The 2,680-nt window shown below is 52.6% G+C and carries 3 protein-coding genes; all 3 read left to right on the top strand.

Going from position 1 to position 2,680, the window contains the following annotated elements:
• The first annotated feature begins 146 nt into the window (after positions 1-146).
• Complete coding sequence (locus CW742_RS10110; protein ID WP_292419965.1) at positions 147-509, top strand: response regulator; 363 nt, start codon at positions 147-149, stop codon at positions 507-509.
• Positions 510-513: 4 nt separating this feature from the next.
• Positions 514-1,554, top strand: coding sequence for a chemotaxis-specific protein-glutamate methyltransferase CheB (gene cheB, locus CW742_RS10115; protein WP_292419967.1), 1,041 nt, complete (start codon positions 514-516; stop codon positions 1,552-1,554).
• A partial coding sequence (locus tag CW742_RS10120) for an Hpt domain-containing protein (protein ID WP_292419969.1) occupies positions 1,547-2,680 on the top strand: 1,134 nt, incomplete at its 3' end. The genes cheB and CW742_RS10120, both read left to right, overlap by 8 nt.

Raw genomic sequence — 2,680 nt, forward strand, 5'->3', positions numbered from 1 at the left:
CGATACGACGGGAGGTCCAGCTGACAACAAAAGGCGTCCGATATATCTCTGATGCAACGAAATCCCAGACAAACTGATTATTTTCTTTTTTCGCTGCTCCCATACAGTTTTATGTAATGATCTCTTAATCAGATATTTGATCGTCAATGGGAAAGATTCTGATCGTGGATGATACCCTCTTTATGAGAACCCTTCTAAAAAATATCCTGTTCTCCGGTGGGCATACCATCGCCGGAGAAGCAGGTGATGGGGAAGAGGCCGTGGCAAAATACAAGGAACTGAAGCCGGATCTCGTAACCATGGACGTTGTGATGCCCAAGATGAACGGCATTGAAGCGCTCAAAGGGATCAAGGCAGTTGATCCCAATGCACGCGTTGTCATGTGCACTGCCGTGGGACAGGAACAGATGGTGAAGCTTGCCATCAAGAGCGGTGCAAAAGGGTATATCGTAAAACCCTTCCAGGCGCCTAAAGTCCTGGAAGAGGTCAAGAACGTCCTGGCATCCTGACAATATGGTGAAGCTGCTCATCGTTGATGATTCCGTGTTCATGCGCACGGTCATCCGGGATATGGTGACAAAGGATCCGACCATCGAGGTAGTGGGAACTGCATCCAATGGTCTGGAGGCCCTGGAGAAGATCCAGAGCCTTGAGCCGGATCTTGTGACGCTCGATATTGAGATGCCGAAAATGAACGGCATCCAGGTACTTGAAGAACTCAAAAAACAACGCAAGCGCCCGAAAATTCTGATGCTCAGTACTCTCACTTCAGAAGGCGCAGAGATGACAACCCGTGCCATTCGTCTTGGGGCAGACGATTTCATGCTCAAACCCAAGGATATCCCGCATGTACGGGTGATAGGCAACGAACTGGTCACGAAACTGAAACATCTCATGATGCTCCCGGCATCGCCGGTTGTACACAAGGTTCCGGCCACTACCGGGCCTGCATCACGCGTCGTCCTGATCGGATCCTCTGCGGGAGGACCGCCGATGCTCGATACCCTGCTCGCTGCTATACCCCAGAACCTTCCTGCCGGCATTATTGTCACCCAGCACATGCCTATCGGGTTTACCGCAGCGCTTGCAGAACGGTTCAACCGGATCGCCTCCATGCCGGTGAAGGAGACGGAGAATGGCGATGTGGTCCAAACCGGAAAGATCCTGCTCTCAAAAGCCGGGGTGCACACCATTATCAGTAACGATATCGATGCGAACAAGACGCGGATGGGAAAGATCATCCATTCGAACACGGCACCCCTCCATGGTGTAAGGCCCGCGGTTGACAAAACATTTGAGTCCGCGGCAAAAGTGTATGGGAAGAACATCGTTTCGGTGATCCTGAGCGGGATGGGGAACGATGCCGGCGCTGGTGCACAGGCCATCAAAGAGGCGGGGGGAATAAGCCTCCTCTGTGATGAGAAAGATTGCCTTGTGTATGGTATGGCACGTTCTGCAATCCAGAAAAATGCTGTCGATAAAGTGCTGCCGCTCGCAAAACTCGGTCCCGAGATAGAACGGCTGGTACATCAGATGGAGGCTACCAATGTCTGAATTTGAGGCGTATCGCGGGCTCTTTGTTGCGGAGTCACGGGAAAACCACGAGAACATGGTAAAGAACCTTCTCATCCTCGAGAAAGGATCCAACCAGGACGCAATAGACGAGATTTTCCGATCCATCCATACCCTGAAGGGGGCATCTGCATCCATGGGCTTTGCCGACATGGAACGCCTCTGCCATGCAATGGAGGACATTTTCCAGCTGATCCGGAGCGGATCTGCGGAGATGTCCCAGGATCTCGGGAACCTCCTCCTTGCCTGCTCAGATATGCTTGAGCAGATGATCGATGATGTTGAGGGAGGTGGCGATTCGTCATCCATCAACCCGGACGACCAGGTTCACTCCCTCAAGGAATGGCTTGAGAAACTTGGGGGGGGAACTACAAAAGACGCAAAAAAAGCGGCACCTTCCAATCATGTTCCTGCCGTACAACCTGATGCGGTACCGTCATCTGCCACTGACTCGAACGGTGCGCCTGAATTTGATATCCGTATTATTGTGTCTCCGGACTGCATGATGAAGGATGTCCGGGCAATGATCGCCATCGGCAACCTGGAAGCCCTCGGGACCATCACCAGGATCACTCCTTCAAAAGACGATATCGATGAGGGCAGATTTGATGGAACCGTTGACCTCCGGATTACCAGTGAAGCAGGGGAAGAGGCACTCCTCACGGCCGCACAGGGCTCGGAGATCGCAACGGTTGAGATCAAACCGGTCCAGGCAATAAAGCAGGAGAAGAATCTCGCGGAGCAGGATAAAAAACAACAAGCCTCTGCTGCCGAGAAGAGCCGAGAGATCAAGAACCTCAGGGTAGATATCCAGGCGCTTGACCACATCATGAACCTTGTCGAGGACCTGGTAATTAACCGCGGGCGGCTCAAACAGATTGCCGAGCAGCACCGTATCAAGGAGATGGACGAAGCCATTGGCATGGTTGATCGGTCGGTTCTGGAACTCCAGAACCTGATGATGAACATCAGGATGATCCCGTTGAACCACATCTTCAACCGCCTGCCACGGGTGGTTCGGGATGTTGCACAGTATGACAGCAAGGAAGTTGAGTTTGTCATCGAGGGGGGTGAAACCGAACTGGACCGCAGTGTCATGGACGGGCTT

The sequence above is a fragment of the Methanoregula sp. genome, assembly GCF_002835825.1.
Classification (GTDB): Archaea; Halobacteriota; Methanomicrobia; order Methanomicrobiales; family Methanospirillaceae; genus Methanoregula.